Below are 23923 nucleotides of genomic sequence, written 5' to 3' on the forward strand. Positions count from 1 at the left end.
CCGTGAAAAAGACACTGAATCCCCGCGCGCTGGTGACAGTGGTCCTCGCCAATGCACTGGAATTCTTTGAGTATTTTGCCTATGCCACGTTCGCCCGCTTCATTGGCACGGCATTCTTCCCGCACGGCGACTCCGGAGTCGCGTCACTTGCCGCGTTCGGCACCTTTGCCACGGGGTTTCTCATGCGTCCGATCGGCGCGCTGGTACTGGGTGCATATGCCGATCGCGTGGGACGCAAGCCCGCTCTGGTTCTCAACATCACACTGGTAGCCGCTGGCACACTTGGCATGGCGCTCATACCAGGCTACGCCGTCCTGGGCGTTGCGGCACCGCTTCTGCTGCTGGCCTGCCGGATGCTTCAGGGGTTCGCCATTGGCGGAGAGATCGGCGCGGCAGGTGCGTACGTGATCGAACAGTGTGCGCCGGCGCGGCGGGGGTTCTACTGCGGGTGGCTGCTCGCCGGGCAGGGACTTGCGTTGCTGGCTATCGGCGTTTGCGGCTTCCTGCTTAATGAGCTGCTCACCGCCGCGCAGCTTGCTGCATGGGGATGGCGGGTCCCTTTTCTTCTAGCTGTCCTGATGATTCCCGTCCAGGTGCTGCTGCGGCGGCGCCTATTGGCTCTCGACAAGCCCCCGCCCGTGGCTCCGGACAACGACGCGGGGCGACTGCACGGCTGGAGATTCCTTGTAATCGGGACCCTGTTGATCGCAGGCGGTACGGTGCCAACCTATGTCGCCACCTTCACCGCCCCTTTCGAAATGGCGGGAACCATGCCAACGCTGCAGGAATCGTTTCTCGTGACCATCGCCCTGGGCGCGATCACCTCTGCGGCATCCATCATCGGCGGATTGCTTGCCGACCGTCTCGGACATGCCGTCGTCGTGATCTGGGCGCGACTACTCTCGATCGTGGCCGTGGTGCCGACCTATCTCGCCGCCGTTCATGGCATGGGTAACCGCTTCTTTGTGGCTGGCATCGTCGCGGTGACGGCCGCGAGTTGCCTGGCCGCCGGGCCAACGGTCGTCCTGCTGCTATCGACAGTTCGCAGCACGTCGCGCGCCACATCACTTTCCTTTATCTATGCCGTGGGTGTCGCGGTTTTCGGCGGAACGGCTCCGGCGCTTGTTACCACGTGGGATGCATGGGCGGGAAGCCGGATGGCCGCAGCCTGGACTATTTCGGCGGCGGCCCTCGGGGCTATCGTCGCGGTGCGGGTGCTACAGCGTCACCAGGAGCGCATCCGCAATTGACTATCCTGCGAAGGCCTTTGCGCCCGGCAGGGTAAAACAGAACGTCGCGCCCATCCCGTCGCCCGATTCGGCCCAGATGTGCCCGCCGTGCGCTTCGATGATAGATTTGGAGATCGAAAGCCCCACCCCCATACCTTCCGCCTTTGAAGTGGAGAACGGTTGGAACAGTGTATCGAGCGACGTGGCATCGATGCCATGGCCGGTGTCCGTCACCTTGAACAGCAGGCTGACATCACCCTCCGGTTCGACGCCCACGGTAAGCTTTCGTGCCCGCGCGTCCGCTGTGGCATCAATAGCATGAATGCCGTTCAGCAGAAGATTGCCCAGCACCTGCTGGAGTTGAACACGATCGACGAACACGCGCAGCCCCGCGTCAACCGACGTTTCAACCTCGATTGCTCTGGCTGCCGCTTCCGGCGAAATCAGGTAGATCGCCGATGCCACGACATCGGCTGCGGACTGAAGCCGCGCCTGTACGGGCGCGTGCATCATGAATCCGCGCAGCCTGTGGCAGATGTCGGTAGCATCCCGCGCCCAGCGTGCTGCGTCGCGTACGGATGCCATGGCCTCCATGACATCGGGTCCTTCACGATCTAACCATCGTGCAGCGGCTTCGATCGATGTTCGTGTTGCAGACAACGGTTGGCTGATCTCGTGCGTGATGGATGCAGCCAGTTGCCCCACCAGTGCAATACGCCCCGCGCGCGCCACATCCGCACGCATGACCTGCAGTCGGTTGATGTTCTCTTGATACTCGGAGATATCGAACGCATAGAAGTGCAGCCGCGCGTAGCGCGCGGGGTCTACTGGCAACGAACAGCGCCACACGATGGGAATCTTCCCGCCCGTCAGCGATGTGAGGGTACGTTCGCCCTGGCAAGCGGTCTCGCCATCGAAGATCGCCTTGAGTACCTTCGAATTGCTGGGGCGACTAGCCGGCAGCAAGGCCTTTGCCGCGGCGAAGAACGTTTCGCGCGATCCTGCATCGAACAACTTCAATGCAGCATCGTTGGCATCCACGAAGTGGTGATGACGGTCGCGCAACTGCTGGATCGCGGTGGGGTGGTCATCCAGATAGGCGTCCAGATCCGTGACGCCCTCGGCCTTGCGGTCATCTACCCACTGCCGGATACCGGACCAATCTTCCACGAGGATGGGAATCGGCGCGAAGCGGAAGGTCTCGTCAACGAGTTGGTTGGTGGATTCCGGGCACTCACCGCCATCCGATTCGAATTTACAGCGAAGTGCAAAAGCGTCGGTATCAGGATGGCTCATAAAGAGGATGGTTATGACGGCAAATCATGCGGTTGCCATGGTAGCAATACCAAGCGGCGAATGCGGCGGCGATTATACAAACGTATAGCCCTAGGCGCCGGCGACCGCGAATCTCCCGCCGTCGCCAAGCCCCATCTCGCCTTACCCTGCAGTACAAACCCGATGTGCGATGGCGTATGCAACGCGATACTTCTGTATAAGTGCCCCCGTATCCCGATTGCGTTAATGTCCCGTCAAGCGCCCGCATCTTGCAAGACGCTTCCCCTATGTTTTGCCCGTTCCAACGCTGATGCCCGTGCCTGTCAAGATTGTTTGTGTCATTGATGACGAACCATCGGTTCGTAGATCCACTGGCGCGTTGATTCGTTCACTTGGCTGGGGCGCAGCCTTCTTCTCCTCAGCGGAAGGCTTCATGGCCCACCCGAGCAACACTTCCTACGACTGCCTGATCTGCGATATCGCGCTGGAGGACATCTCCGGCATCGAACTGCTGCGCAGACTCCGCGCCACAGGCCTTCAGACGCCGTGCATCTTCGTTACCGCCCATGCCACTGCGCATTGCCGTGAAGAGGCCAGGCAGCATGGAGCAGTCTGCATGCTCGACAAACCGGTGGATCCCGACGACCTGGTCGGCTGGCTGTCTCGCGTTTTGAACACTGGCCCCTGATACAGCAGCATCGCCAAAGTAGGGAAACTATACGAACGTGTCGCGCACCATGCGCCAATTGCGACTGTTGCACCGGTGCGGCCGCCCATACACTCGAGCAATCATCAAAGGTGACACGCGAGGTAAGGTCAATGGAACGCATGCTACAAGCGATGGAGGTTTTTGCGCGGATCGTCGAATGCGAGAATTTCACGCGCGCATCCAATCTTCTGGGCATTCCAAAGGCGTCCGCAAGCTTGCTGATCCAGCAGCTCGAACTTCATCTGCAAGTAAAATTGCTTCACCGTACGACGCGCCTGGTTCGGCCTACGGCCGCCGGCATGACCTTCTACGAGCAGTGCCTCAAGATACTGCTCGACATCACCGAACTCAAATCCAAGGTCGGCTCGGCTGCGGAGCAGGCGAGCGGCAGGTTACGCGTGGAGTTGCCGGGCGACATTGCGCGCCAGTTGATGCCGCACATAGCCCGATTCCGTCTCCAGTATCCGAGTGTCAGCATGCAAATTTCCACGCCACGGCATTCCTCGAACCTGATCCGCGATGGCATAGATTGCGCGGTTCGGCTAGGCGATCTGGAGGATTCGTACCATTTCAGCCGTCAGGTCGGCACTTACCAATTGATCACGGTGGCGAGCCGCCTCTATGTTTTGCAGCATGGGTGCCCCGATACGGTGCAGAGCTTGTCAGCACATCGCACGGCGCACGCTTCCCACCAAGGCGACGGGCGACCGTGGGAATTCGGCTTCGCACTTGACGGCCGCAGCACCCGGTACCCCTTGCCCGAATCCATCGCCTTCGACGACATGGATCTGCTTCTTCAATATGGCCTGCAGAATGGCGCGGTCATCCAGGTTTGGGATGCCGTGGCAACGCCGTATATCGCAAGCGGACGGCTCACGGAAGTGCTCGCGCATTGCCGCCCGCAAGCCAGACCGATCCATGCCGTCTATGCATGCAGGACGCGTGAATCGATGGCGCTACGCGTCTTCGTCGAATGGCTGTCATCGGCGCTGGAAGGCTGCCAGACACCCGCCTCCCTTCCAAGGTCTGAAGACGGACGGCGCACAGAGTTCGACGCCGCATGCACCCCAGCCTGAAGGAGCTGAGGCGTCCAGTACGGCGAACGCCACAATGGACCCATTCCGATTTTCTTCCGGCCGGCATATATTTCGCGCACCCTCTATAATCTGGCTTTCGGACAGCAGTACGGTGGAGCGGATGCATCGAATTGGGTACTTTCTGACGGACGGGTTTCAGGTCATGGCAATCGGGACACAATCCGTGTTCGAGTTCGCCAACGTGGTGGCCCGCGAGCGCGTCTACGCCGTGACCAACTACTCACTGTCGGGGGGAGACGTGCAGGCGTCGCTAGGTGTCTCCGTCAAGACTGAACCCATTCACAAGAGCACCGACGCCGACACCTGGATGATCAGTGGCATCGTCGATCCGACCCAGCGCTCCAGCACCGCTGCGGAACTGGCTTTTGTCCGCGCGGCGTCGGAACGTTCGCGCCGGACCGCCGGGCTCTGTACCGGTGCATTCGTACTGGCAGACGCCGGCCTCCTAGACGGCAAGCGCGCGACAACCCATTGGGCCTACGCCGATGCGCTGCAGGTACGCTGCCCCAGCGCCCAGGTCGAACCCGACCACATCTTCGTTGTGGATGGGCCCATCTGGACGTCGGCAGGCTTGACCGCTGCCATGGACCTTGCGCTCGGTCTGGTCGAGAAAGACCTGGGCAATGAAGTGGCGACCAAAGTCGCGCGCGTCATGGTGATGAACCAGCGCCGCGCCGGCGGCCAGTCCCAACAGTCCGAGATGCTGAAGCTCGCGCCGAAATCCGACCGCATCCAGACTGCGCTCGAGTACGCGCGCCAGAACCTGGCGCGACCACTGCGGGTAGAAGAACTGGCACGCGCCGCGCATCTCAGTACGCGGCAGTTCCTGCGCATCTTCCAGTCTGAAACTGGCCAATCCCCTGCAAAGGCGGTGAAACAGCTTCGCATCGAAACGGCACGCACCATGATTGAGCGCGGACGCCACCCCCTGGAAGTCATCGCGCGAGAAACCGGATTTCGTGATCGCAGCCACCTCCGCGAGGTCTTCGTCAGCACCTATGGCGTAAGCCCCCAGGAATTGCGCCGGGATGCCAGGACCCCCGTTGCCGCCTAACAGACGGTCGCCAGACTTTACCGCTCCCTTTGTGGACCTTCTTTGCCTCCGATTTGTCATCGGAACTGTTGACGAATGACGGTTATTTGTTTTTGACTTTATCCGTCGCACCGCTCTGAATCGTCAAGCACCAGACAGAAGTGACTCGACGTCATAAGGCACCGCCGAAAATCGCCTGAAACTCTCTATCGCGCGAGGTCACGGGGCCAGCCATGGCGATGCCGCCGCGGCCATCGCCACGAGTATGAACGTCGTCAGTATCTATCCCATCGCGACAAAGAATCCTGTTCTTCAGCCCACGTCTCTCCCCTATCCGGCCTCCTCGCGATAGTCGCGTCACGGCCTCTAATCAAAAATTCTATCAACGAGCAAGTTGATACGCCGGATGGATTGTCACGCCTGACCGAAATCTATGTTTGCCGAAGGCTCTCCCAACGAATGCTTGTTTCCATTAGGGTTGCAGCAGTTGCATATGAGCGGCGTCGTTCCTTCAATCTGCCTGATTATTCCGACGCAGCTCAGATGAACAGTGAAATTCTTCTTAGAAAAGGACCAAAAGATGACTCGCATGTCCACGATCGATATTGCATCCGCTACCGGCCTGACCGCAGAGCTTTTCGCCAGCATCAAGCGCGGCCTTGGCAAAGTGCCGAATGCGTATGCGACCATTGGCTCGCAATCGCCCATAGCGCTCCAATCGTTGCTGACCGCCAACGCGGCCCTGAAATCAAGCGGCGCACTGTCGGCGAAGGAACTGGAAGCAATCAACCTTGCGATCAGCGAAAACAGTGGCTGCGACTATTGCCTCGCTGCACATACGCTGACGGGCAAGATGGCAGGCTATACCACCGAGCAGATGCGCGAGCTACGCGCCGGTGGTCTGAGCGCCGATGCAAAGATTGATGCCCTCGTCAAGTTTGCGCTGACGCTGGTACGCACATCGGGAACGGTGCCGCAGATCACGTTGGATAGCGTCCGCCAGGCAGGATATAGCGATGTGCAGGTGACGGAGGCCATCTTCGCAGTCACCGCAATCCTGACGACCAACTTCTTCAATCGTGTCAACGACACGACTTTGGACTTCCCTCCGGTGAAGTAGCGCTGCAACCTGCATCGTCTATATCCACCGAACACTCAGTTCGCAGGCGCGCGCACGTTCGCACAGTGAGTCCGACTTTGAGGCGCACGCCAAGTCCCCAGCTTTCACACAACTGGCGAAAGCCCTTTCCGGCATCGCAAGGCTGGGGATCAGCAGACTCACGTCCGTGATGTAATCTCGGCGACTAGCATCGTCGCCATCCTTGATATGACATCGTGAAGTGCCACTGCTTCGCACGTTCTCAACAAATATTGGAACTTGCTCGCTCCGGCCTAGGTTGGACCATGCTGCCACGCCAAGTGATCCAGCGCGAGCTGGAACAAGGCGAACCAGTTGAATTGAATCTCGAAGCGTATCCCAATACCCACTTGAGACTGGCAGTCGCTCCCGCGAACGGCAGCGAGGATGTGCCCGACTTGTCGCGGCACCGAAACGTCACGGCCGCGAAAATCGTGCGATGCACTTCTCCAAAGAGGCCGCGCTATACTTCGCCGCCACGCGTCTAGCGTATCCCCACCCTGCACCGCACGAATCTGCCTTATGACTGAAATCACCTCCCTGACGCCCGACGAACTCCAGGAGCTCGACGATATGCTGGACGACCTGCGCCAGCGCGCTGAGGAAATCCCGCAGTGGGAGTTCTGCGACGGTTTTCTCACGGCCCTGGTCTGCACGCGCCGCCGCATACCGGCTGCCGACTACTTGCCGATGTTGCTGGGAGACGGCGCGGCGCTGGACGTGGCCGAGGACAGCCCTCTGCCGTTGCTGCCCGCGTTCCATGAGGCGGCCCAGCAGGCCCGCTTCATGGAGCTGTGGCAGCGTCGATGGAACGAGGTGGAATATCAACTCGACCAGCCCGTGGAGAGGCTGGAGGACGAACGTTCCTTCTGTCCCGAAGTCATGGACATGCGCGGCGCCATCTTGAGCCTGCCGCAGGAAGAACGCGCTGAGATGGATGGCCGGGAGATCCCGGCGTTTGGCCAGGTGTGGGCGCTGGGCTTCATGTTTGCGGTGGAGAACTGGCCCGAGGAATGGGCCGCCCCACGCGACAAGGAAGCTGCCCAATGGCTGGACGACGCGCTCGAAGCCATTGTCGCCCTGACCGAGGACGACACCGGCCAGCCCGCGGTCTGCATGTACGACGAGGATGGCCCGCCCAGCACCAGCCAGGCGCGCCTGGAAACCTTCGGTGAAGCAATCTGGGCTGTCTACGACCTGCGTCAGATCTGGAAGAGCCTGGGCCCGCGGGTGGAGGCCCTGGTGAGGGGCGACCAGCCCGGCCGCAACGACCCGTGCCCGTGCGGCAGCGGCAAGAAATTCAAGAAGTGCCACGGGAAATAAGCATTCGGCAAGCCACCACCTAGCCACCGAAGCGGACCGCCGGCGAAAGCGTGAAGGATTCGCGCATGTCACGCACTTCCTCGATTGGCGTCCGCCCAAAAAGCCGCTTGAACTCCCGGCTGAACTGGGATGCGCTTTCGTAGCCGACTCGTCCCGCTGCAGCGGCCGCGGTCACGCCGTCGCGGATCATCATCAGGCGCGCCTGGTGCAGCCGCGTGGACTTGATGTACTGGATTGGCGATGTCTGCGTCACGGTGCGAAAGTTGGCGTGAAACGCCGGCACGCTCATGCCCGCTTCTTCGGCCAGGCGCGCGACGTTGAGCGGCGTCGCATACTCGGTGTGAATCCGCTTGAGTGCCCGGGCCACACGTCCGAACCGGCCGTTATGCGCCAGCGCGGCACGCATCGCCGCCCCCTGCTCGCCGGTGAGCACTCGATAGCAGATCTCCCGCACGATCCCTGGCCCCAGCACCTGGGCGTCCAGCGGCACCGTCAATGCCTCCAGCAAGCGGATCGTGGCGCCGGCAAGATCGCCGTCAAGCAAGGTAGACACGATGCCGGTCGGCGGCGCTTCGGGGTGATGTCCGGCGGCCCCGATCTGCGTGATCAGGTCGCTCAGTTCCATCAGGTCCAGGCGGATGGACACCGCCAGCAGGGGTTCCTCCGGCGAAGCTTCCGTTTCCGTCGAGAACGGCAGCGGGACGGACAGCACGAGGTAGTGCTGTGCGTCGTAGATATAGACCTCGTTGCCGAGAAAGCCAAGCTTGCGCCCTTGGCAAACGATCACGATGCAAGGCTCGTACAGCACCGGCGTGCGCCCAAGCGGCCGGTCCGAACGCATCAGCCGCACGCTGTCAAGCGCCGACTGGGTGTATCCCTCGTTGGGCGCCAGCCTCTCCAGCAGACGGACCATGCGGGTGAAAGCGGGATTGCGGAGGTTCGACACCGCACTCTCCTGTTGTCGCGACGGACGACATTGTAGTTGGCCCTCAGCCAGCCGCGCCAGTGCATTCAATAGGAATAGGCAATAACGGCATCGGACCGTGTATTCGCTTCCGGGCGCCCCTTCCCTACCATTCATTCACCGGCCGACGAACCCCTTTCGCTTCATTGCAGGCCGCAGCCGGCGTGCGTCCTCCCCGAGCAATCGCGGGCAGGCACCGCCAGAACCGAACCGACAATAGGAGTAAGCAAGATGGCAACCTCAACCACCGAATCGAAAGTCATCCTGATCACCGGCGCCAGCAGCGGCATTGGCGAAGGCACCGCCCGCCTGCTTGCCGCGCAAGGCCACCGCCTGGTGGTTGGCGCACGGCGCACCGACAGGCTCGTCGCGCTGACCGAATCGCTGCAGCAAGCCGGCGGTCACGTCCGCTATCGTGAACTGGATGTCACGTCGGCAGAGGACGTGGCCGCCTTTGCACGCTTCGCGCTCGATGCGTTTGGCCGCATCGACGTGCTGGTCAACAATGCGGGCGTGATGCCGCTTTCGCCGCTGAACGCGCTGAAGGTTACCGAATGGAACCGCATGATCGACGTGAACATCCGTGGCGTACTGCACGGCATCGCTGCCGTCCTGCCGACGATGGAGCAGCAAGGCCAGGGCCAGATCATCAATATCTCCTCGATCGGCGGCCTGTCCGTGTCGCCGACGGCCGCCGTCTACTGCGCCACCAAGTTTGCCGTGCGCGCCATTTCCGACGGGCTGCGCCAGGAGACGGACAAGATCCGCGTGACGGTGGTCTGCCCGGGTGTGGTCGAGTCCGAGCTTGCCGATTCGATTACCGATGACACCGCGCGCTCGGCGATGCAGGAGTTCCGCCGCGTTGCCATCACGCCCGACGCCATCGCTCGTGCCGTCGCCTACGCCGTGGAGCAACCGGCCGATGTCGATGTCAGTGAGATCGTCGTACGGCCCACTGCCAGCCCGTACTGAGCGCTTCCGCGACCGGCACGCCTGGGAAGGAAACCGTCATGACTTCAAGCCATCGGCGGCTGGCAACCTGACGCACTGGCCGCCGTGGCAGCCAGATAGTGCCAACACCCCGGCTGCCCTTTCCGGCGGCCGGTTTCGCTTCACCGGTATAATTCGGGCCGCATCTCATCCCGAATTCCTGTTGTCTGAAGTGATGTCTCGATTCTGCGCGCCTGTGCCACCCGCAGCGCGAAATGAACGCGTGAGCAGCGGCGTCATCACCTACCCCCAACCAGCCCGCGCCAAAAGACGGCGAACGCTCGGCCCAGGATTCGCTTTACAAGGATCCTCGCAATGCTGAAGGCAATGCTGGCCACCGCGCTGGTGGCCTGTGGTTTCACCACCACGCCCGTACTCGCCCAAACCGCCAGTAGCCAATGGCCCACCAAGCCGATCCGGCTGGTGATTCCGTTCCCGCCGGGCGGCGGCACCGATATTCTTGCGCGTCTGGTGGCCAACCAGGTGTCGCAGGAGACCAAATGGACCTTTGTGCCGGACAACAAGCCCGGCGCCGGCGGCACGCTGGGCATCGCGGAAATCGTCCGCGCGGCGCCTACCGGCTACGAACTGGTGATGGGACAGAAAGACAATCTCGTGGTCGCGCCGTGGCTCTACAAGTCGGTGTCCTATGTGCCGGGTCGCGATCTGGTTGCGATCAGCCACGTCGCCTACACGCCTATCGCCATTGTCACGTCGGCCAATTCGCGCTTCAAGACCCTGGCTGACGTGGTAGCCGCCGCGAAGGCACATCCGGAATCCATCAAGTACGGGTCGCCCGGCAACGGCACGACCATCCATCTGGCCGCCGAGATCTTCAGCCAGGCGGCCGGTATCAAGTTGCTGCACGTGCCCTACAAGGGCTCCAATGCCGCGATGATGGACGCCATGGCCGGCAACGTCGACCTGATGGTGGCCTCCGTGCCCTCCGCGCTGGCGCAGGTCAAGGCCGGCAAGCTGCGCGCGCTGGCGGTCACGTCGGCAACGCGCAGCACGTCGCTGCCGAATGTGCCGACTGTCGCGGAGAGCGGCTACAGGAACGTGGACGTCAGCACCTGGTACGGCATCTTCGCCCCGGCCAAAACGCCTGCCGATGTTGTCGAGCGCATCGGAACCGAGGTCAACAAGGTGCTCGCCCGGCCTGACGTCATACGTGCCATCCACGAGCAAGGCGCCGAGCCGAAGCTGATGAGCTCGCCGCAGTTCGCGGAACTGGTGACATCGGAATACAAGGCGTGGAAGCCCATCGTGGAAAGGTCGGGCGCCAAGCTCGACTAAGCGCCTGCGCCTACACGAGCGGCTGGCCCCCGGTGCCGATGGTGCTGCGGGGCTCCAGCGCTCGCGTCGGAACATGGGTACGTGCTCCGGCCCCTTCGAATTCGACGATGACCGCGGTGGGGCTCGCAACGCGGGTGATAGTCACGGGAGCGCCCCGGAAGATCCAAGTCGTCTCCACCTGGTAGGGACTTTGTCGGTACGCTTTGCGGCGTTGCTTGCTGTTCATATCAAAAGCGCTTGGTCAGCCAACTGCTCCCGCCAATCATGCTCGGCTTTGCGCGGCGGGAGGCTCGATCTGGTGATGCCGCATAAGGGGCCGTTGCGTGAGAGTTCGTCAGGCAAACAAGGTTCCTGCCTCCGCGGCACAAGATAAGGATTACGAGACAACCTCCTCCGTTCTCGCGTCCGCGACTGCTTGCACCAGTTCCTCGGTCACACGAATCTCTGCCCCGATCGGCGTCATTTGCGCCGTTGCCGCAAATGGCGCGGCCGAGGTCGGAGACGGATGGCTATTGCGTCGCCACAGGAAGAACGACGCCAGTCCGGCGTGCAGGACGAGAAACGCCCAGAAGAGCCCGCTGGCACCTAACCGGTTCATGAGCGGCGAGATGATCAAGGGACTGATTGCCGAACCAACCGAGTTGATCAGGAGCATGCCCTGGATGACGCGTACCAGATCGCTGGCCTCCGCACGATCCGCCGAGTGGCTCACCGCTACCGGGTAAATGGCGAAAATGCCGCCACCGATCAGGAACATCAGTGCCATCAACAATGGCGGATAACTCGGAAGGATCAGCACGGCCAAGGAAACCGCCGCGCACCCCACGCTCAAGGCAAGCAGGACGGTCTGCCTGTCCTCCCTGTCGGACCATCGACCTACCGGGTATTGCAATGCCATGGCGCCGCAGATCGCACAGGCCATTAACTGCCCGACCTGGGCAACGCTCATGCCCTCTCGCTGCAGGTAGATCGGCAGCAGCGTATAGACCGCCGCGATGCCCACGCCGGAACCGAAGCTGCCAATGGCACCTGCGGGGGTCAAGCGCACGAGATCCTGTGGCATCAGCGGCGCGGCATGGGCCACGTCCGGCGCAGTCTTCGGCAGAACGGCCATGGGCAATACCGCCATGGACCCGAGCACGCCGGCCACCATGAACGGCGCGCTCGCCGCCACGGATCCAATGGCGCCCAGGCTCATCTGGGCAAGCATGATCGATCCGTAGAGCGCGATCATATAGATCGCCAACAGCCGCCCCCTGGACTTCGTATCCCCGACGAGTAGCAACCAGCTTTCCACGACGAGGTAGATGCCCACCATCGCCCAGCCATTCACAAGACGCAGCAGGAGCCAGACCCAGGGATCGAAAACCAATCCCTGGAGCAGGTAGGTAATGGCGACAAGGGAGGCAAAGCTGCTGTACGAGCGAATGTGCCCGATCCGGGAGATCAGCCGGTCGCTGGTCACCGCGCCGAGCGTCAGCCCTACAAAATATGCCGACGAAATGGCACCGATCATCGTTGCCGAAACGTTCGCCGCGTCGAGGCGGAGAGACGTGAGGGAAGACATGAAACCGCTTCCCAAACTCACAATGAACAACCCTAAAAGTGGCCCAACAGCCACGGCCCAACTGCTGCGCGACACAACTTCCTCTCAAAGCAACACGAAACGCATCGCGGAGGATACCCGATGTGGAGCAACGCGCCGGACTTCGCGCGCCGCGCGCCGTGTATTGTCACGTTCTGGGCGGGAAGCGATGCTGCAGGCGAGCGGACGATTTTCAACCTCACAGTTTGGCTATACTTGTCAGTATGACGATCTGTCAAAAATGACGGAGGTAACGTGAGCGACCATCGCACCAAGGTGGCGGAGAAAAAGCGTCTGCTGATGCGCACAAAGCTGCTGGACGCGGCGATGCGCGTGATCGGCGAACAGACCGGCGCCGCAACGGTCATCGACGATGTCATTCGGGAGGCGAAAGTCTCTCGCGGCACCTTCTACAACTACTTCACGTCGTTGGAAGAGGTCATAAACGCGATCGGGCAGGAGATGAACAACCAGATGGTGACGGACATCCTGCCCGTCTACAACGTGCTGGAAGAACCCTGGCAGCGAGCGGCCGTCGGGTTCCGGCTGTTCATGGTGCGCGCGTTGCTGGACCGCAAGTGGGCCGGGTTCGTGATTCGCATCGAAGCCTGGCCGCACACCGCGCAGCTTGCGAAATACATGTCCGGCGACCTTGCCGCCGGCAAGGCGCGCGGGCAGTTCCGCATCGACAACATCGAAGCCGCCACCGATTTCCTGATGGGCGCATCGGCGCGCTGCATCCAGGCGATTGGTCACGGTGTAGACGACCCGCCCGCCTATATGGACGCCGCCACGCGCATGGCGCTGCAAGCCGTCGGTTGTACCGACGACCTGTGTGACCACGGCGTGGCCTTCTCGCAGTCCTATCTGAAGGCTTGGGCCAGCGGTGAGCTGACCGCAAGCCGCCCGCTCTGGGCGCTGAACCTGAATTCAAAGGATGGCCACCGCTTCCTGGCCCACGATGCGGCCTGACTAGATCGGGAACGCGAACTCGATCCAGATGCGCTCCCCCTTCGACCGGTTGCGCACTGCAAACTCATGCTGATACTTGAGGACAACGGCAGCCGCCGGGCCAAAGTCATAACGTAGTTGCGGCCCGATCGCGGCCGCCTGTCCCCGGAAGCCATCCGGGCCCACGCGTTGCCCGTTCTGCTTGTCGTCCGACACCTGCTTCAGGTAATAGCCTTGCACGCCAACTTGCAGCTTCTTGCCAATCGCGTAGCCAACCAGCCAGTCGATCGACCCGATCGTTCCCGAGTGGTACTGCGTGGCATGGTTCGGTGAATGGACTTCCAGTTGCGCCGTGGCCGACAGCTCCCACTTGGGCGAGGGAAACCACGTCGCGTTCAGGTTGGGCTGGAATGCGTAGTAGTTAGTGCCGATGTTGGCCAGGCGCGTCGACGAGTACGACCCGGTCCGCAAGCTGACATCTGGCGACAGGAACGTGAAGAAGGTCTTGTCCGGATTGGTGTAGCCGATCATGAACGGCTGCAGGATGATGTCTCCCAGTCCGGTGCGGGTACCCGAACTCCCGGCCGCATCCACATTGACACGTGCCACGGGCACCACGATGCCGCTCGATATCGCAAACGGTCCCAGCATCGTGCCCCACGTGTGCACCACGCGCGGCGCGTCCACGAACACGGCGCTGCGAAAGCCGGGTACCGCAGCGTTGCCGTCGGGACCCGCGAACTTGTTCGCGACATAGAACAGCGAGTAGTTGTAGAACTGTGTCCCGCCCGGTGGCGGAAGCACGCCATTAAGCACCGTATTCACGCCGATGGGATAGGTGCCCAGGCCGTTCTCCGTTGCGAAGGTCGTGGCGGGCAGCAGCGCCGCGGCCAACAAGCAAGCGCGGACCGCACGGGGAATGCTGTTCATCTTTGTCTCCAGAGTTATATGAATATGTCATATCGACAATCATGTCCACTCTAGAGATCAGCCATTGCCGCCACAAGGCCGCCCGCGTCAGGAATTGCCCCCTATTCCCGCGTTAATGTCCGTCACTCTGACGTTCTGTCAGCGCTTTCAGGCCCTGCCGCTTCACATCGGCTTGCGTAGGCGCGAGCAAACGCTGCCGCTTCCGCCGCCGCTTTCGCGTCGACCCCGAGACTGCGAAGCGCCATGCGTATGCTGGTGTCGATGTACTGCTGCGGATACCGTGTCCGGCGGAAGTACAACGTGCGGATGCCTTCGAGAACGGTGCCCAGCACGAGATCGACCGCCGCCTGCAGATCGTCGATCTCCATGCGGCCTTGCAGCGCGCCTGCCCGCAGGTCCGCCAACACGCAATCGAGCAGCAGCGAGCGGCCCGGCACCAGTTCTTCCCGCAGCGCAAAGCCGGCCCACCGCCGGTCGCCATGGGCGTGCGCCAGAAAGCAGTACATGCCGCAACTGAAGCGCTGCACCGGGTCCGCGAGCAGATCGTGGGCCGGCAGGATCTGCGCGGTGAACTGGTCGCGTACCTCGCGCCCCATGGCCAGCATCGCTTCGTCCAGCGACGCGAAATGCTTGTAGAACGTGCCGCGGGCGATGCCGGCCGCCTTGACGACGTCCTCGATCGACACCGTCAGGTTCGACGGGTCCGACACCAGGTCCAGAATGGCGGACACGATACGTGCCCGCGTAGCCACGCGCTTGGCCTGCGCGACGCGCGAGCGATGGTCCGGCGCGTCGCCGGCCCCGTCGCAAGCGGGCGGATGTGGGGTCGTTGTCATCATCATGTCGTCTCCGCGGTGACGGTCGTGGCCATCACGCCTTGTTCTGCAGCCTCTTTGCTGGCTGCATTCTTGCACCGGTTTCAGGCTTCGCGCCACCCCCGCAGAATCGGCTGCCTGCGCAGCCTGCCGCAGTACGTTTCACTGCGATGCGCATCTGGCGCCCGCGATTGCGGCAGCCTCTGCCGGGGCCTTCTTCTTAGAATCGATGCACCTCTTTTCTTCAAGATTCCGAGCTTCGACGGAGATCACGCCATGAACATGCCGGCCCCCGAGTTTCGCCCCCACAACGTTCCTGCTGCGCCGCGCGCCGCAGCGTCGCCCGTCATGCGCGGTGCCGACATGGTGGTACGGGCGTTGCTGGCCGAAGGGGTGACGTCGGTTTGGGGTTATCCGGGCGGCGCGGTACTGCCGATCTACGACGCCATCGCCGCGCAGGACGGCCTGCGCCACCTGCTGGTGCGTCACGAGCAGGCTGCGGTGCACGCCGCCGATGGCTTTGCGCGCGCCAGCGGCCAAGTTGGCGTGGCACTCGTCACCTCTGGACCGGGCGTCACCAACGCGGTCACGGGCATTGCCACCGCGTATTTCGATTCGATTCCGCTGGTCGTGCTGTCCGGCAACGTGCCCACCGCGATGATCGGCGAGGACGCGTTCCAGGAGTGCGACGCCGTCGGCATCACCCGGCCCATCGTCAAGCACAACTTCCTGGTGCGCGACGTAGCCGAGCTTCCCGTCACGCTGAAAAAGGCTTTCCATCTCGCCCGCACGGGCCGGCCCGGTCCGGTACTGGTCGATATCCCGAAGGACGTGGCACTGGCGTGCGGTGCATTCGACTACCCGGCCACCATCGACATCCGGTCGTACCGCCCCGCGCTGGACGGCCACGAAGGCCAGATCCGCCAGGCGGCAAGGCTGCTGCGCACGGCGCGCCGTCCCTATCTGTACGTGGGCGGTGGCGCGGTCGCCGCTGAAGCCGCAGCCGAAGTCGCCGCACTGGCGCGGCTGGTCGACGCACCCGTGACCACCACGCTGATGGCGCTGGGCTGCTTTCCTGCCAGCGATCCTCGCTTTGTCGGCATGCCGGGCATGCACGGCACCTACGAGGCCAACCGTGCGATGCAAGACTGCGACGTGCTCGTCGCCATCGGTGCGCGCTTCGACGACCGCGTCATCGGCAACGTGGCCAGCTTTGCCGCCACGCCGCGCGAGATCATCCATATCGACATCGACCCGGCCAGCATCGGCAAGCGCGTGAAGCCGACCGTTCCGATTGTTGGCGACGCGCGGCGCGTGCTGCGCAGCCTGATCGCCGTGCTGTGCGACACGCCACCCGCGCCGGGCAACTGCGAGGCCTGGTGGCGCGACATTGCCGCCTGGCGTGCCACGCAATGCCTGGCGTACGAGCGCGATGCGCAGCGCATCAAGCCGCAGTTCGTGATCGAGACGTTGTGCCAGATCGCCGGCGACGACGCGTTCATCTGCTCGGATGTCGGGCAGCACCAGATGTGGGCGGCCCAGCACTACCGTTTCGGCCGTCCGCGTCGCTGGATCAATTCCGGCGGCCTTGGCACGATGGGCGTGGGCCTGCCGTATGCCATGGGCGTCAAGCACGCCTTTCCGGAGCACGACGTCATTACGGTCACCGGCGATGGCTCGATCCAGATGTGCATCCAGGAACTGTCCACCTGCCGCCAGTACAACCTTCCCGTCAAGATCGTCTCGCTCAACAACGGCTACCTGGGCATGGTGCGCCAGCTCCAGCACGTGGAGTACGAACGGCGTTATTCCGAGTCGTACATGGATGCCCTGCCCGACTTTCCGGCGCTGGCCCGTGCCTACGGGCACGTCGGCATCCAGGTCACCACGCCCGCAGACGTGGAGCCGGCCCTGCGCGAAGCGCTGGCGCAGAAGCACCGCACGGTATTCCTGGACATTCATGTGGACGGCAGCGAGAACGTCTGGCCGATGATTCGCGGTGGGCGCGGACTGGAAGAAATGCTGCTGGGCGAAAACGCGCTGGAGCCCGGCCCCGCCGCTGAGCAACCCTGAAGCATGCGCCTGGGCGTGGAAAATGCCCCCGCTACCGATGGGATAGCGGGGGCACGCGCGGCACGGCAATCGCGGACCGGCCAGCTCAGCGGTTGGTCGCCTGGAAGGTGACCTGCCGCCATCCGTCGGCCTCGCGCCGCCATGCCTGCGAGGTCATCACGTCCATGTCGATCCGCTGCCCGGTGGCGCGCATCTCGATCGACTGCAGCAGACGGCCCACCGCCACCGCCATGTCGCCCTGGATGCGCACGTCCAGGTGGTCGCGGCTGGCCGACAGGAATGCGATCTTGTCGCGCACCATGGCAAGGTAGGTTGGCTTGTCGTCGACCTGGCCATTGGCGTGGATATGGATCACGTCATCCGCGACCAGCGCGTCCAGCATGTCGATGTCGCCCGCCACCAGGGCCTTGCAGCGTTCCGCTTCCAGCCGGCGGATTTCGGCAGCCACAGCGGACGCATCCAGCGTCGCGGTGATGGTGTTCATCGTGCGCCCTCCTCTTCCACGCGGTTCTCGATCTCGCCCAGTCCGTCGATCTCGACCAGCACCCGGTCGCCCGCACGCAGCCACGACGGCGGCTTGTGCGCCACGCCTACCCCGCCCGGCGTGCCAGTCATGACCACGTCGCCAGGCTCCAGCGTCATGGCCGCCGACAGATGGGCGACCTGATCGTAGCAATCGAAGATCAGTTGCGCCGTGCTGGAGTCCTGGCGCTTCTCACCGTTCACAAAGCAGCGGATGCCCAGTGCATGCGGATCGGGCACCTCGTCCGCCGTCACGATCCACGGGCCAAACGGGGCATGCGTATCGAACGACTTGCCGAGCGTGAACTGCGACGTGCGGAGTTGCCAGTCGCGCACGCTGACGTCGTTCGACACGCAGTAGCCAAAGATCACGTCCCTGGCGTTGTCGCGGCTGACGTGCTTGCAGCGGCGCCCGATGATGAAGGCCAGCTCGGCCTCATAGTCGAGCTGCTCCGACACGCGCGGACGCTCGATCGGTGCGTAGGGGCCGGTGGCGGCGGTCGGCATCTTGGCGAACCATAGCTGCTCGGCCGGCCTTGCCATGCCTGATTCGGCCACATGGTCGGCATAGTTCAGGCCAATGGCCATGATCTTGCCGGGGCGCGGGATGGGCGCCAGCAGCGTGACGGCCGACAGCGCCGTGTCGACGCGGCCGCTGGCGGCCAGCACTTCCAGCCGTTCACGCCAGACAGGAAAGGCGTCGATCAGGCCGATCATGTCACGGGGGGCGTCGGGCAGCGCCGCGTCGATCTGGACAAGGCCGCCGGGCACGACGAGGCCGATATGGATGCTGCCGGTAGCGTTCTGGTAGGTCGCGAGTTTCATGGTGTATCCCTGGTGTTATTGCGGGCCCTTCTGCTCGGCCGCACGCGCGGCGCCGAGCGCGCAGAGTTCGGCGTCACTGGCGCCGGCCTCCCACATGGCGACCAGCGCATCGGGGTCGAACTCGATGCCCATGATGTTGCTGGCGAACGCCTCGGTCTGGAAGAAGCCGGAACAGTCGGCCGGATCCGGATAGTTGTCCACCTGGAGCTCGATGTTGTTGCCTTCGGGATCGCGGTAGTACAGCGATGTGGTCGGGCCGTGGTTGATGCACCAGACCGGCAGGATGTTGCCTTCCTTCAGGCGCTTGTACGTGCCAAGCAGTTCGCCGACCGAGCGATAGCTGTAGGCGACGTGGTGCACGCCCGCAGCCTCCGGCTGCTTGGCCGGAATGTCTGGCATGTTGAAGAACGCCAGGCGGTGGTGTTCCTCGTCGTAGGTGATGAAGGTCAGCACGTCGTCCTCGAAGACGAGCTTTGCCTGAAAGACGGCCAGGTACCACGCGACGGTCTCCGCGCGGCGCGCGCAGCGGTACACGAGGTGGGCCATCTTGAAAGGGACGACGCGGTCGGCTTGCGCCGCTTGCAGGGTGGTCATGTCAGGTCTCCTGATGATGTAGTCGGAACGCCGTCAAAGCAGCACGCGGCGGAAGTCGGCAATCAAGCCAGCCAAGTGGGCAAGGAAGCGGCCGGCCTCGGCGCCATCGACGGCGCGATGGTCCCAGGACAGCGACAACGGCAATTGCAGGCGCGGCTGGAATGCGCTGCCATCCCAGCACGGCTGCATGCTTGCTTTGCCAACGCCAAGGATCGCCACCTCGGGGGCGTTGATGATGGGCGTGAAATGCGAGCCGCCAATGCCGCCGAGGGACGAGATTGAGAAGCAGCCGCCCTGCATCTGGTCGGGCTTCAACTTCCCCGCGCGCGCGGTGGCCGCGAGGTCCGCCATTTCGGCGGCGATGGCGAGCACGCCTTTCGTGTCGGCATCGCGGATCACCGGCACCACAAGGCCGCTGGGCGTGTCGGCCGCGAAGCCGATATGGACGTAGTGCTTGCGTATGACGTCGGTGCCTTCGAGGCTGACGTTGAACTGCGGAAACGCCCGCAGCGCGGCAGCGGCAGCGCGTACCAGGAAGGCGAGCAACGTAACCCGCGCGGTCTCGGGCTTCGCCTTCTCGTTCAGGGCCACGCGGAATGCTTCGAGCGCCGAGATGTCGGCCTGGCCGAAGTTGGTCACGTGCGGGATGCTGACCCAGTTGCGATGCAGGTTTGCGCCCGATATGCGGCGCACGCGGCTCAGCGGCTCCCGTTCGATCGCGCCGAAACGCGCGAAGTCGACCTTCGGCCATGGCAGCAGGTCAAGGTCCCCTCCCCTTGCCGGCGCCGCCGTGTCCGGCCGGGTCAGCAGCGACTTTGCATGGGCCAGCACATCGGCACGCAGCGCACGTCCTTTCGGGCCTGACGGCCGTACGTCAGTGAGCGACACGCCCAGTTCGCGCGCGAGCTTGCGCACGGAAGGGCCGGCGTGGCCGGTGTCATCGCGCACAGCCGACGTGACGGGCGCAGCCGGTGCCACGCGATCTGGCGACGGCACCGGCGGTGCCGCCACGCGTGGGATGGCCGGCGTGGCGACTTCCGGCGCGGCGGCTCCGGCGACTGGCACCTCGCCGAACTCGATCCGCGCGATGGGGGTGCCCTTCGACACCAGGTCGCCCGGCTTCAGCAACACCTCGCGGATGGTGCCCGTACGGTCGCTGGGCACATCCATCGTGGCCTTGTCGGATTCGAGCGTGACGACGGGCTGCTCGGCCGCCACGGCATCGCCGGCGCGGATCAGCACTTCGATAACGGGGATCTGACTGTAGTCCCCGATGTCGGGGATCGTAATCGTCTGCATGACTATCTCGGTCTATGGAATCAGCAATGCCACGGCGCGGGCGTCGAATCCGTAGCACCGTCGCGCGCCAGGGCGGCCCGATGCTTCTCCGCGTCGACGGCGGCCAGCGCCGCCAGCACGATATGGCGCTGGTCCACCTCGAAGAAGCTGCGCAGGGCCGCCCGCGTGTCGCTACGGCCGAATCCATCGGTACCCAGCGCGGTGTACGGCGCCCGGACGTAGGGCGCGATCAGGTTGGCGTAGGCGCGTACGTAGTCGGTGGCGGCCACTACCGGCGCGTCGCCTGCCAGGCAGGTCTCCAGGTGGCTGGGTGTCACGGTGCCGGCCGAGAACAGGCGCTGACGCTGCGCTTCCTGGGTCGCGCGGGCGAGTTCGGAGAAGCTCGTCACGCTCCAGACTTCGGCGGCAATGCCCCAGTCGTCGGCCAGTGTCTGGGCGGCGGCGATGACCTCGCGCAGGATCGCCCCCGAGCCCAGCAGCCGCACTTGGGGCTGGCCGCTGCCCGTTGTCGCATGCAGGCGCATGCCGCGCAGGATGTCGGCGTGCTGCGCCGGATCGATGGGCGCCTGCGCGTAGTTCTCGTTGGTGACGGTCAGGTAGTGAAACTCGTCCTGCTGCTGTTCGAGCATGCGGCGCGCACCGTGATCGATGATGACGGCGGCCTCGCCTGCAAAGGCGGGGTCCCAGGCGCGGCAGTTAGGAATGGTCGACGCAATCAGGTGGCTGGTGCCGTCCTGATGCTGCAGGCCCTCGCCCGACAGCGTCGTGCGCCCGGCGGTGGCGCCGATCAGGAAGCCGCGCGCACGCTGGTCTGCCGCGGCCCAGATCAGGTCACCGATGCGCTGGAAGCCGAACATCGAGTAATAGATGTAGAACGGCAGCATCGCCACGCCGTTGACGCTGTACGACGTGGCGGCCGCCGTCCACGATGACACCGCGCCCGCCTCGGTAATGCCTTCCTCCAGCAGTTGCCCGTCGCGGGATTCCTTGTAGTAGAGCATCGAGCCCGCGTCCTCGGGCTCGTAGAGCTGGCCATGCGGCGAATAGATGCCGACCTGCCGGAACAGGTTGGCCATGCCGAACGTGCGCGCCTCGTCCGCAACGATGGGCACGATGCGCGGGCCCAGGGTCTTGTCCTTCAGCAGGTTGGTGAACAGGCGCACCACGGCGGTGGTGGTGGACACCTCGCGGCCATCGGGCTGCAGCGCGAATTGCGCGTAGCTCTCCAGCCCCGGCACCGGCACCGTGGGCGCCGTCGTTACCCGGCGTGGCAGATAGCCGCCAAGCGCTGCGCGGCGCGCCTGCAGGTAGCGCAGTTCCGGGCTGTCGTCGCCCGGCTTCAGGAACTGCATGGTCTCGACGGCATCGTCGCTCAGCGGCAGCTGAAAGCGGTTGCGGTACGCGCGCAGCGCATCCACGTCGAGCTTCTTCTGCTGGTGCGAAGTGTTGCGCGACTCGCCCGCCTGCCCCATGCCGTAGCCCTTCTTGGTCTTGGCCAGGATCACGGTCGGCCGGCCGGCGTGGCACCGGGCGGCATCGAAGGCCGCGTACAGCTTGCGGAAGTCATGGCCGCCACGGCGCAGGCCGTCGATCTCCTCTGGCCTCATGTGCGACACCAGCGCCCGCAGTTCCGGATCGAGGTCGAAGAAATGCGCGCGGTTGTAGGCGCCATCGTTGGCACCCAGCGTCTGGTACTGACCGTCGACCGTTTCGGCAAAGCGGCGCAGCAGCGCGTGGTGATGGTCGCGCGCGAACAGCGCGTCCCAGTCCGATCCCCAGACCACCTTGATGACGTTCCAGCCCGCGCCAGCGAACAGCGATTCCAGTTCCTGGATGATCTGGCCATTGCCTCGCACCGGCCCGTCCAGCCGCTGCAGGTTGCAGTTGATGACGAACGTCAGGTTGTCCAGCTTCTCGCGCGCGGCAAGCGACAGCGCGGCGATCGACTCGGGTTCGTCCATCTCGCCATCCCCGAACACGCCCCACACGCGGCGCCCGGCCGTGGGCGCGATGCCACGATGTTCCAGGTAGCGCAGGAACCGCGCCTGGTAGATCGCGCTGATCGGGCCGATGCCCATCGAACCGGTGGGAAACTGCCAGAACTCCGGCATCAGCCACGGGTGCGGGTACGAACACAGTCCGCCGCCATTGACCTCTTGCCGGTAGCGGCCCAGTTGCGCCTCGTCCAGACGCCCCTCAAGGAAGGCGCGCGCGTAGACGCCGGGCGCGGAATGCGGCTGGAAGTAGACGAGGTCGCCCTTGCCCGCTTCGCTGTCGGCGCGGAAGAAGTGGTTGAAGCCGATCTCGAAGATTTCGGCTGCCGACGCGTAGCTGGCGATATGTCCGCCCAGTTCGCCATACGCCTTGTTGGCGCGCGCGACCATCGCCAGCGCGTTCCATCGCAGGATGGACGTGATGCGCTCCTCCATCGCCAGGTCGCCCGGATAGGCCGGCTGCTCTTCCAGCGCAATCGTGTTCTGGTAGAGCTGGTACGGATGGGCTGATGGTGCCATGCCCAAGTGGCTGGCGTGCTCGGCAAGCCGGCGCAGCAGAAAGCCCACGCGTTCGGCGCCGCCCTGGCGGGCCACGCCAGCCAGGGCGTCGAGCCATTCGCCGGTTTCCTGGCGGTCGGCGTCGTCGGGGTGGTGGCCGCTCGAAGGGATCAAGTCGGTCGGATCGATGGGTTGGGCTTGCATGGCGGGATGGGAACGTTGGAATGAATGCGGGTTCAGCAGCAGTCGGCCGCGTCGCGGTGATCGATTACCGGGTGCTGTGTCGGCATGTGGTGGTACCTGCCGCCGTAGAACAGCAGTGGACCGCGCGGCGAGCCGAAGCGGATGTCCTCGACCTGCGCGATGTAGAGCAAGTGGTCGCCGGCCGGGTGCACGTCGACGGTGCGCGCCACCAGGTGCACCAGGCTGCCGTCCAGCAGCGGTGTCCCGTTGCGGTGGATGAATGGCGGCTCGATGCCGTCCACGGGCCGGCCGCCGAAATGGCCACTCAGGTGGCGCTGGTCGTCCGCCAGGAAATTGACGCCGTAGCAGACGCCAGCCTGCATATGCTGGTGGAACCGCGACGCCGCCCGCACCGACACCAGCACCAGCGGCGGTTCCAGCGATACCGACATGAAAGCGTTGGCCGTCATGCCGGCCGGCGCGCCATCGGCCAGGTACGAGATGACCGTCACGCCGGTGGCGAACTGCGCCATCGTCGCGCGCAGCAGGCGGGCGTCGAGCGTGGCGGCGGATGGATGGGAGCGGGCGGCGTCATGCATG

The 23923-nt window shown here is 63.9% G+C and carries 21 protein-coding genes; 10 read left to right on the top strand and 11 right to left on the bottom strand.

The window, feature by feature from the left end:
- The first annotated feature begins 2 nt into the window (after positions 1–2).
- On the top strand, positions 3–1250 hold the full coding sequence (locus EPAKOI_RS19680; protein ID WP_423194372.1) for an MFS transporter: 1248 nt from the start codon (positions 3–5) through the stop codon (positions 1248–1250).
- On the opposite strand, the gene EPAKOI_RS19685 is transcribed toward EPAKOI_RS19680, so the two are convergent.
- Positions 1251–2525, bottom strand: coding sequence for a sensor histidine kinase (locus EPAKOI_RS19685; RefSeq protein WP_423194373.1), 1275 nt, complete (start codon positions 2523–2525; stop codon positions 1251–1253).
- A gap of 295 nt (positions 2526–2820) precedes the next feature.
- Between EPAKOI_RS19685 and EPAKOI_RS19690 the strand changes: the two genes are divergently transcribed.
- The 5 genes from EPAKOI_RS19690 (at position 2821) to EPAKOI_RS19710 (ending at position 7804) form a co-directional block, all read left to right on the top strand.
- On the top strand, positions 2821–3192 hold the full coding sequence (locus EPAKOI_RS19690; protein ID WP_313836352.1) for a response regulator: 372 nt from the start codon (positions 2821–2823) through the stop codon (positions 3190–3192).
- Positions 3193–3323: 131 nt separating this feature from the next.
- Complete coding sequence (locus tag EPAKOI_RS19695) at positions 3324–4289, top strand: LysR family transcriptional regulator (RefSeq protein WP_423194374.1); 966 nt, start codon at positions 3324–3326, stop codon at positions 4287–4289.
- 121 nt (positions 4290–4410) lie between these two features.
- A complete protein-coding gene (locus EPAKOI_RS19700) occupies positions 4411–5364 on the top strand; it encodes a GlxA family transcriptional regulator (protein WP_423194545.1) in 954 nt (317 codons plus the stop codon).
- A gap of 559 nt (positions 5365–5923) precedes the next feature.
- Positions 5924–6463 (top strand): carboxymuconolactone decarboxylase family protein, encoded by a 540-nt coding sequence (locus EPAKOI_RS19705; protein WP_423194375.1) that lies wholly within the window; start codon positions 5924–5926, stop codon positions 6461–6463.
- 540 nt (positions 6464–7003) lie between these two features.
- Entirely contained in the window at positions 7004–7804 is an 801-nt protein-coding gene (locus EPAKOI_RS19710; protein WP_124686599.1) for a YecA family protein, read from the top strand.
- 19 nt (positions 7805–7823) lie between these two features.
- Here EPAKOI_RS19710 and EPAKOI_RS19715 read toward each other — a convergent pair whose 3' ends face one another.
- Complete coding sequence (locus tag EPAKOI_RS19715) at positions 7824–8717, bottom strand: AraC family transcriptional regulator (protein WP_423194546.1); 894 nt, start codon at positions 8715–8717, stop codon at positions 7824–7826.
- A 282-nt stretch (positions 8718–8999) separates the two neighbouring features.
- Between EPAKOI_RS19715 and EPAKOI_RS19720 the strand changes: the two genes are divergently transcribed.
- Together EPAKOI_RS19720 and EPAKOI_RS19725 are read left to right on the top strand one after the other, a co-directional pair.
- Positions 9000–9740 (top strand): SDR family oxidoreductase, encoded by a 741-nt coding sequence (locus EPAKOI_RS19720; protein WP_423194376.1) that lies wholly within the window; start codon positions 9000–9002, stop codon positions 9738–9740.
- A 333-nt stretch (positions 9741–10073) separates the two neighbouring features.
- A complete protein-coding gene (locus tag EPAKOI_RS19725) occupies positions 10074–11054 on the top strand; it encodes a Bug family tripartite tricarboxylate transporter substrate binding protein (protein WP_423194377.1) in 981 nt (326 codons plus the stop codon).
- 376 nt (positions 11055–11430) lie between these two features.
- Here EPAKOI_RS19725 and EPAKOI_RS19730 read toward each other — a convergent pair whose 3' ends face one another.
- Positions 11431–12621: an MFS transporter gene (locus EPAKOI_RS19730; protein WP_423194378.1), complete on the bottom strand. Its 1191-nt coding sequence runs from the start codon at positions 12619–12621 to the stop codon at positions 11431–11433.
- A 273-nt stretch (positions 12622–12894) separates the two neighbouring features.
- On the opposite strand from EPAKOI_RS19730, the gene EPAKOI_RS19735 reads away from it, so the two are divergent.
- The gene (locus EPAKOI_RS19735; RefSeq protein ID WP_423194379.1) at positions 12895–13611 is read left to right on the top strand and encodes a TetR/AcrR family transcriptional regulator; all 717 of its coding nucleotides are present in this window, start codon (positions 12895–12897) and stop codon (positions 13609–13611) included.
- Here EPAKOI_RS19735 and EPAKOI_RS19740 read toward each other — a convergent pair whose 3' ends face one another.
- The gene (locus EPAKOI_RS19740; RefSeq protein WP_423194380.1) at positions 13612–14520 is read right to left on the bottom strand and encodes a SphA family protein; all 909 of its coding nucleotides are present in this window, start codon (positions 14518–14520) and stop codon (positions 13612–13614) included. It lies immediately after the preceding gene.
- 122 nt (positions 14521–14642) lie between these two features.
- Positions 14643–15362 (bottom strand): TetR/AcrR family transcriptional regulator, encoded by a 720-nt coding sequence (locus EPAKOI_RS19745; RefSeq protein WP_313836335.1) that lies wholly within the window; start codon positions 15360–15362, stop codon positions 14643–14645.
- Positions 15363–15611: 249 nt separating this feature from the next.
- On the opposite strand from EPAKOI_RS19745, the gene ilvB reads away from it, so the two are divergent.
- Positions 15612–17408 carry a biosynthetic-type acetolactate synthase large subunit gene (ilvB, locus tag EPAKOI_RS19750; protein ID WP_423194381.1) on the top strand — a complete coding sequence of 599 codons (1797 nt, stop codon included), beginning with the start codon at positions 15612–15614 and terminating at the stop codon, positions 17406–17408.
- Positions 17409–17493: 85 nt separating this feature from the next.
- Here the strand turns inward: ilvB and EPAKOI_RS19755 are convergent, their stop codons facing one another.
- The 6 genes from EPAKOI_RS19755 to EPAKOI_RS19780 are packed head-to-tail and all read right to left on the bottom strand — an operon-like array spanning position 17494 to position 23922.
- Positions 17494–17892: a nuclear transport factor 2 family protein gene (locus EPAKOI_RS19755; RefSeq protein ID WP_423194382.1), complete on the bottom strand. Its 399-nt coding sequence runs from the start codon at positions 17890–17892 to the stop codon at positions 17494–17496.
- Positions 17889–18755 carry a fumarylacetoacetate hydrolase family protein gene (locus EPAKOI_RS19760; protein WP_423194383.1) on the bottom strand — a complete coding sequence of 289 codons (867 nt, stop codon included), beginning with the start codon at positions 18753–18755 and terminating at the stop codon, positions 17889–17891. Before EPAKOI_RS19760 ends, EPAKOI_RS19755 begins: the two co-directional genes overlap by 4 nt.
- A gap of 15 nt (positions 18756–18770) precedes the next feature.
- Positions 18771–19349 carry a VOC family protein gene (locus tag EPAKOI_RS19765; RefSeq protein WP_124686591.1) on the bottom strand — a complete coding sequence of 193 codons (579 nt, stop codon included), beginning with the start codon at positions 19347–19349 and terminating at the stop codon, positions 18771–18773.
- 33 nt (positions 19350–19382) lie between these two features.
- The gene (locus EPAKOI_RS19770) at positions 19383–20648 is read right to left on the bottom strand and encodes a 2-oxo acid dehydrogenase subunit E2 (protein ID WP_423194384.1); all 1266 of its coding nucleotides are present in this window, start codon (positions 20646–20648) and stop codon (positions 19383–19385) included.
- A gap of 20 nt (positions 20649–20668) precedes the next feature.
- Complete coding sequence (mdeB, locus tag EPAKOI_RS19775) at positions 20669–23344, bottom strand: alpha-ketoglutarate dehydrogenase (protein WP_423194385.1); 2676 nt, start codon at positions 23342–23344, stop codon at positions 20669–20671.
- Positions 23345–23376: 32 nt separating this feature from the next.
- Positions 23377–23922, bottom strand: coding sequence for a flavin reductase family protein (locus EPAKOI_RS19780; RefSeq protein WP_423194386.1), 546 nt, complete (start codon positions 23920–23922; stop codon positions 23377–23379).
- Position 23923 lies beyond the last annotated feature (1 nt).

It is taken from the genome of Cupriavidus sp. H18C2 (genome assembly GCF_049393795.1).
Taxonomy (GTDB): domain Bacteria; phylum Pseudomonadota; class Gammaproteobacteria; order Burkholderiales; family Burkholderiaceae; genus Cupriavidus; species Cupriavidus pauculus_C.